6 protein-coding genes and 1 rRNA gene are annotated in these 6,108 nt (G+C 72.4%); 4 read left to right on the forward strand and 3 right to left on the reverse strand.

Translation table 11 applies throughout. The features are described 5' to 3' along the window. Positions 1 to 14: 14 nt before the first annotated feature. Positions 15 to 1,490 carry a serine/threonine-protein kinase gene (locus AB0F56_RS13290; RefSeq protein WP_362007831.1) on the reverse strand — a complete coding sequence of 492 codons (1,476 nt, stop codon included), beginning with the start codon at positions 1,488 to 1,490 and terminating at the stop codon, positions 15 to 17. Positions 1,491 to 1,566: 76 nt separating this feature from the next. Continuing rightward, positions 1,567 to 2,127, reverse strand: a complete 561-nt coding sequence (locus AB0F56_RS13295) for a GNAT family N-acetyltransferase (protein WP_362007834.1) — start codon at positions 2,125 to 2,127, stop codon at positions 1,567 to 1,569. Between the two features lie 153 nt (positions 2,128 to 2,280). Between AB0F56_RS13295 and AB0F56_RS13300 the strand changes: the two genes are divergently transcribed. The 4 genes from AB0F56_RS13300 to AB0F56_RS13315 are packed head-to-tail and all read left to right on the forward strand — an operon-like array spanning position 2,281 to position 5,933. Further along, the gene (locus AB0F56_RS13300; RefSeq protein WP_362007837.1) at positions 2,281 to 3,192 is read left to right on the forward strand and encodes an ATP-binding cassette domain-containing protein; all 912 of its coding nucleotides are present in this window, start codon (positions 2,281 to 2,283) and stop codon (positions 3,190 to 3,192) included. Further along, positions 3,189 to 3,989: an ABC transporter permease gene (locus AB0F56_RS13305; RefSeq protein ID WP_362007840.1), complete on the forward strand. Its 801-nt coding sequence runs from the start codon at positions 3,189 to 3,191 to the stop codon at positions 3,987 to 3,989. Before AB0F56_RS13300 ends, AB0F56_RS13305 begins: the two co-directional genes overlap by 4 nt. 10 nt (positions 3,990 to 3,999) lie before the next feature. Continuing rightward, the gene (locus AB0F56_RS13310; protein ID WP_362007843.1) at positions 4,000 to 5,262 is read left to right on the forward strand and encodes a histidine kinase; all 1,263 of its coding nucleotides are present in this window, start codon (positions 4,000 to 4,002) and stop codon (positions 5,260 to 5,262) included. Continuing rightward, positions 5,259 to 5,933, forward strand: coding sequence for a response regulator transcription factor (locus AB0F56_RS13315; protein ID WP_362007846.1), 675 nt, complete (start codon positions 5,259 to 5,261; stop codon positions 5,931 to 5,933). The genes AB0F56_RS13310 and AB0F56_RS13315 overlap by 4 nt, the downstream gene beginning before the upstream one ends. 84 nt (positions 5,934 to 6,017) lie before the next feature. Here the strand turns inward: AB0F56_RS13315 and rrf are convergent. Next, positions 6,018 to 6,108, reverse strand: a 5S ribosomal RNA gene (rrf, locus tag AB0F56_RS13320); the annotation flags it as partial.

Here is a 6,108-nt window from a genome sequence, read left to right on the forward strand (position 1 = left end):
CACGCCCGGCCCGTTCAGCGGGTCAGGACCGCCCGGTCCGCCTCGTAGACCGCCTCGGCGAACCGCTCCAACGTGACGTGGAGCCGCTGGATCCGCGCCCGCGCCGTGCTCGCGTCGGGGAACCGCAGGTCGAGCCGGACCGAGCCCGCCTCCGTCCCGCCCTTCAGCGCGGGCGGTACCGGCCGGCCACCACCTCCGCGCGCGACGGCGAGCAGGGACCACTCGTGCGCCGAACCACCCCGAGGAACAAGGGTGACGAAGTCGAGCCGGTCCCACGCCTCGCTCCACCGCACCCCGTCGCGGACCACCACCAGCCCCCGCGCGTCCGCCCGCACCTGGACCTCCCGCTCCTGCCTCCGCAGCCCGAGCACCACCGCGCCCACCGCCGCCACCAGACCGGCGAGACCCCCGGCCAAGGTGCCCCCCGCGGTGGCGGTGAGGAACGCGAAGCCGAGGATCAGGGGCGACGCGCCAAGAAGCAGCCAGTTCCTCCCCGTCCGGGTGGACGTGGAGGCCTTCACCACCGCCTGCGCATCACCGTCGCCGACCTGCTGCCCGGCCCGCTCCGGCGGTTCGGTACGCGTTGCGGCAGGCGTCACGGCAGGCGTCACGGCGGGCGTCACGGCGGGCGCGGCGGCCGGCATGGCCGGAGTCACCGCCTCCGTCATGACAGCCGTAGGCGCGACCGCGGCCTCCGCCACCACCTCGCCCAGCAGATCGAGGAGCTGACCCGCCGTCGGCCGCTCCTCCGCCCGCTTCTCCAGGCAGCGCGCCACCACTCCCCGTATCCCGTCCGGAACACCGTCGAGCCGGGGCACGTCGTGCACCACCCGGTACAGCAGCGCGGGCACACTGCCGACCCCGAACGGCCCGTCGCCCGTCGCCGCGAAGGCCAGGACCGCGCCCAGCGAGAAGACGTCGCTCGGCGCGCCCACACGCGCCCCCGTCGCCTGTTCCGGCGACATGAACCCCGGCGTGCCGACCACGAGCCCGGTCCCCGTCAGCGTCATCCCGCCCTCCAGGGCCTTGGAGATGCCGAAGTCGATGACCCGGGGCCCGTCCCCGGTGACCAGGACGTTCGAGGGCTTCATGTCCCGGTGCACGAGACCGGCCCGGTGGATCGCCTCGAGGGCCTCCGCAAGCCCCGTGGCCAGCCCCCGCAACGCCCCCTCGACCAAGGGCCCTTCGTTCTCGACGAGCCGCCCGAGGTCAGGCGCCTCGATGTACGCGCTGGCCACCCACGGCGCCACGGCCTCCGGATCGGCGTCCACGACCGGAGCCGTCCAGAAGCCGCCCACGGCACGGGCCGCCTCGATCTCGCGCCGGAACCGCAGCCGGAACCCCGGATCCGCCGCGAGCTCGGGCCGCACCACCTTCACCGCGACCCGCCGCCCACTGACCGAATGGCCCAGGAAGACCTGCCCCATCCCGCCCGCGCCGAGCCGCCCCGTCAGCCGGTACGGACCGATCGCCGCCGGGTCACCCGGCATCAACTCCTGCACGATTCCCCCGAGTTCGCTGGAACCACCAGGATCCCAGCTACCCACGCACCGGAGCCAGTCCGCGTCACCCGCGGGGCCGCACCACCTCGTACTCCACCTCAAGCGCCTCGGCGTCCCCCGGCACCACCACCCGCTCCCCCGTCTCGACGAAGCCGAATCGCCGATAGAACGCGGCGGCCCGCGCGTTGTCCTCGTGGACGTACAGCCGCACCCGCCCGATCACCGGCTCCTGCAGCGCCCAGGACCACTCCACCCCCGCCCGGAACAGCGCGTCGATCACCCCCGTACCGCGCGCCTCGGGCCGCACGTACACGCCCACGATGTGCGTCTGGTCGGTCTTCGCCGGCTCCCCGAAGCGCACCTCGTCCGACGGCCGCTCCACCAGCAGCGTGATCGTGCCCGCCCAGCTCCCGTCCGGGGCCTCGGCCACGAACTGCCGGACGCTCGTCCCGCTCTCCGACGCGCCCTCCGCCCGCTCCCGCCAGAAGGAATCGGACCGCGTCACGGCGGCCTCGTACGTGTCGAGGAAGGCGATCTTCGCCACCGGGTCCTGCAGCGACGCGAGCCGGATCTCGCGGCACCGCTCCCACTCGTCGGCACGGATCGTACGTATCAGATAGCGCATGCCCCGATCCTCGACGCAGCCCACCACCCCCGACAACCGGTTTCCGCACCGCAGCAGGGCCGCGAGCCCGTCGTACCCCGGTACTACACCCCTCCCCCCACCCCCACCCCCGGTCGGACGATCCCCCGCCGCCCGCTCCGTAGCGTCGTGGACATGATCCGAGCTGACGAACTCACCAAGCGGTACGGGAACAGGACCGTCGTCCAGGACCTCAGCTTCACCGTCCACCCCGGCACCGTCACCGGCTTCCTCGGCCCCAACGGCGCCGGCAAGTCCACCACCCTGCGCATGCTCCTCGGCCTCGACGCCCCCACCCGCGGCCGCGCCACGATCAACGGCCGCGCGTACGCCGCCCACCCCGCGCCCCTCACCCAGGTCGGCGCGCTCCTGGAGGCCCGCTCGGTCCACCCGGGCCGCTCGGCGTACCACCACCTCATGGCCCTCGCCCACACCCACGGCATCCCCCGCTCCCGCGTCGAGCACGTCCTCGGCCTGACCGGCCTCACCGACGTCGCCCGCCGCCGGGTCAAGGGCTTCTCCCTCGGCATGGGCCAGCGCCTCGGCATCGCCGCCGCCCTCCTCGGCGACCCGCGCACGATCGTCCTCGACGAGCCCGTGAACGGCCTCGACCCGGAGGGCGTGCTGTGGATCCGTACGCTCCTCAAGTCCCTGGCCGCCGACGGCCGTACCGTCCTCGTCTCCTCCCACCTGATGAGCGAGATGGCCCTGACCGCCGACCACCTGATCGTCATCGGCAAGGGCCGCCTCCTCGCCGACACGACCGTCGACGCGCTCGTACGGGAGTCGGGCGGCGCCTCGGTCAAGGTCGTCACCCCCGAACCGGCGCGCCTGCGCGAACTGCTCCCCGGAGCGGCGATCACGACGGAACCCGGCGAGTCCCCCGACACCCTCCGCATCACGGGCACGGACGCGGCGGCGATCGGCCGCACGGCAGCCACCCACGGCGTACCGCTGTACGAACTCACCCCGCAGACCGCCTCACTGGAGCAGGCGTTCATGGACCTCACCCACGACTCGGTCGAATACCAAGGAGCCGCAGCATGACCACCCCAGCCACGACCACCGCTCCCACCCTCGCTCCCGCCATCACCCCGGCCCGAGTGCTCCGCTCCGAATGGCACAAGCTGTGGACGGTCCGCTCCACCTGGATCACCGTCCTCGCCTCGGTCGCCTTCCTCCTCGGCGTCGGCATCCTCATGGGCGCCACGTACACCTCCGACGGCGGCGACTCCGACGTCGACACCGTCATCCTCACCCTCTACGGCTCCCAGCTCGGCGGCATCTGCCTCGCCGTCCTCGGCATCCTGGTCACCGCGGGCGAGTACTCGACCGGCATGATCAGAGCCTCCCTCACCGCCGTACCGCGCCGGACCCCCGTCCTCTGGGCGAAGGCCGCGGTCTTCACGGCGGTCGTCTTCACCGTCTCGTTCGTGACCGCCCTGATCACCTTCCTCGTCGCGCAGATCTTCCTCTCGGACACCGACCAGGCGGCCTCCCTCGCCGACGACGGCGTCCTCGCCGCCATCGCGGGCAACGCCGCCGGCGTCACGCTCCTCAGCGTCCTCGCCCTCGGCCTCGGCGCCGCGCTCCGCTCGGTACCGGGCGGCATCGGCGCCTTCATCGGCGGCGTCATGATCCTGCCGGAGGTCCTCGGGATGCTCCCGTACGACGCCGTGGAGACGGCGATCCGGTACTTCCCCACCCAGGCGGCCGGCGCCCTCGGCTCGGCCACCCCGCTGCCGAACGCGGCATCCCCGGGCGCCGGACTGCTCGCCCTGTGCCTGTGGGCGGCAGCGACTCTGATCGTCCCGGCGCTGTTGCTGAAGCGACGTGACGTATGAGGATGGCGGGGTGAGCCCGGAACCGACCCCCGAACCGCAGACGGCACCGCACCAAGCACCGCACCCGGCACGCCAAACGGCACCGCTCAGCCGCTACCTCCAGCGGCAGACCGAACGCGTACGGGCCTACGACGCCCGCCGACCCTGGGTCTGGGACGGACTGCTCACCGCCTTCTGGACGGTGGCGGCTCTGGTCGACGCGTCGGGCGGCTGGCGGAACATCGCCCGTGACCCGTCCGTACCGGTCGGCCTCGTCGTGGCCATGAGCCTGGCCTTCGCCCTCCCCCTCTTCTGGCGGCGCCGCCACCCCCTCACCGCCCTCGCGGTGATGGCGGGTGCGGCGCTGCTCAGCAACTGGACGGGCGCGTTCCTCCAGGCCGGTCTGCTCCAGATGATCGTGGTCTTCCACATCGCGCTCCGCCGCCCCCCACGCACCCTCCTGTGGACGCTAGCCCTCCTCTCCCCGCCCCTGGTGGTGGGGGCGGCCCGCTTCCCGCAAGGCAGTTGGGACCAGCAGATCGTCCCCACCCTGTGGGCGTACGCGATGGTCGCCCTCCTCGGCATCGCCGTCCGCTCCCGCCAGGACTACACCGCGGCACTCATCGACCGGGCCCGCCGCCTCGAAGTCGAGCGCGACCAGCAGGCCCAGCTCGCCGCCGCCGCCGAACGCAACCGGATCAACCGCGAGATGCACGACATCATCGGCCACAACCTCTCCGTCATCACCGGCCTCGCCGACGGCGGCCGGTACGCGGCGGCCAAGAACCCCGAACGCGCGGCGGAGGCCCTCGACGCCATCGGCACGACCAGCCGCCAGGCCCTCGCCGAACTCCGCCGCCTCCTCCGCAGCGAAGCGGTACGCGCCCCCCAGCCCACCCTGGCCGACCTGGACGCCCTGATCACCGGCGTACGGAAAGCAGGCCTGCCGGTACGCCTGGAGACGAAGGGCCCCACCCAAGACCTCCCCGCCGGCGCCCAACTGACGGTCTACCGGGTCGTCCAGGAAGCCCTGACGAACGCCCTCAAGCACGCGGGCGAAGGCGCGGAGTCCACGGTCGTCCTCACGTACACCGAGGCGGAGGTGACGACGGAGGTGACGAACACTGCCCAAAGCCGGCCGGAGCCGGATGACACCCCTCAGACCTCCGGCCAAGGCATCACAGGAATGCACGAGCGCGCGAAGCTCTACGACGGCACACTCGAAGCCGCACCGCTGCCCGAAGGCGGCTGGCGCGTACGACTTCGACTTCCCCTGGAGGACTCCCTCTCGTGACGACGGTGCTGATCGCGGACGACCAGGCGATGCAACGCTTCGGCTTCCGCATGCTGTTGGAGAGCCAGGACGACATGACGGTCGTCGGCGAGGCGCCGAACGGCACCGAGGCGATCCGCCTCGTGGACCGCTTCCGCCCGGACGTCGTCCTGATGGACATCCGGATGCCCGGCCTCGACGGCATCGAGGCCACCCGCCGCATCGTCGCGGCCGGCGCCCGCACCCGCGTCCTGATCGTCACGACCTTCGACCTCGACGAGTACGCCTACGAGGGCCTGCGCGCCGGCGCCAGCGGCTTCCTCGTCAAGGACGCCCAGCCCGAGGAGCTGCTTTCCGGCATCCGCGCGGTCGCGAGCGGCGACGCGGTGGTGGCCCCGAGCCTGACCCGCCGCCTCCTGGACGCGTACATCCACCACCTCCCCGCGACCACGACCGCCCAGGGCGAGCCGCGCGAGGACCCCCGCCTGAAGTCCCTGACGGACCGGGAACGCGAGATCCTCACGGTCATCGGCCAGGGCTGGACGAACACGGAGATCGCCGAACGTCTGCACCTCGCGGAATCAACGGTGAAGACCCACATCAGCCGCGTCCTGGCGAAGACCGGCGCCCGGGACCGCGTCCAGGCGGTGATCCTGGCCTACGACACCCGCCTGGTAACCCCGGAGCACTGAGCCCTGAGCACGGGCGGCTGCTGGATGGGCCGTAAACGCAGAAAAGCCCCGCACCATAAGGTGCGGGGCTTTCCCACAATGATTGTTCGGCGGCGTCCTACTCTCCCACAGGGTCCCCCCTGCAGTACCATCGGCGCTGAAAGGCTTAGCTTCCGGGTTCGGAATGTAACCGGGC

Source organism: Streptomyces sp. NPDC026092 (assembly GCF_040638605.1).
Taxonomy (GTDB): domain Bacteria; phylum Actinomycetota; class Actinomycetes; order Streptomycetales; family Streptomycetaceae; genus Streptomyces.

What these genes read in the sequence shown, in the direction of transcription:
- AB0F56_RS13295 (WP_362007834.1), bottom strand. Translation starts at nt 2,127, where the DNA reads ATGCGCTATCTGATACGTACGATCCGTGCCGACGAGTGGGAGCGGTGC.
- AB0F56_RS13300 (WP_362007837.1), top strand. Translation starts at nt 2,281, where the DNA reads ATGATCCGAGCTGACGAACTCACCAAGCGGTACGGGAACAGGACCGTC.
- AB0F56_RS13305 (WP_362007840.1), top strand. Translation starts at nt 3,189, where the DNA reads ATGACCACCCCAGCCACGACCACCGCTCCCACCCTCGCTCCCGCCATC.
- AB0F56_RS13290 (WP_362007831.1), bottom strand. Translation starts at nt 1,490, where the DNA reads ATGCCGGGTGACCCGGCGGCGATCGGTCCGTACCGGCTGACGGGGCGG.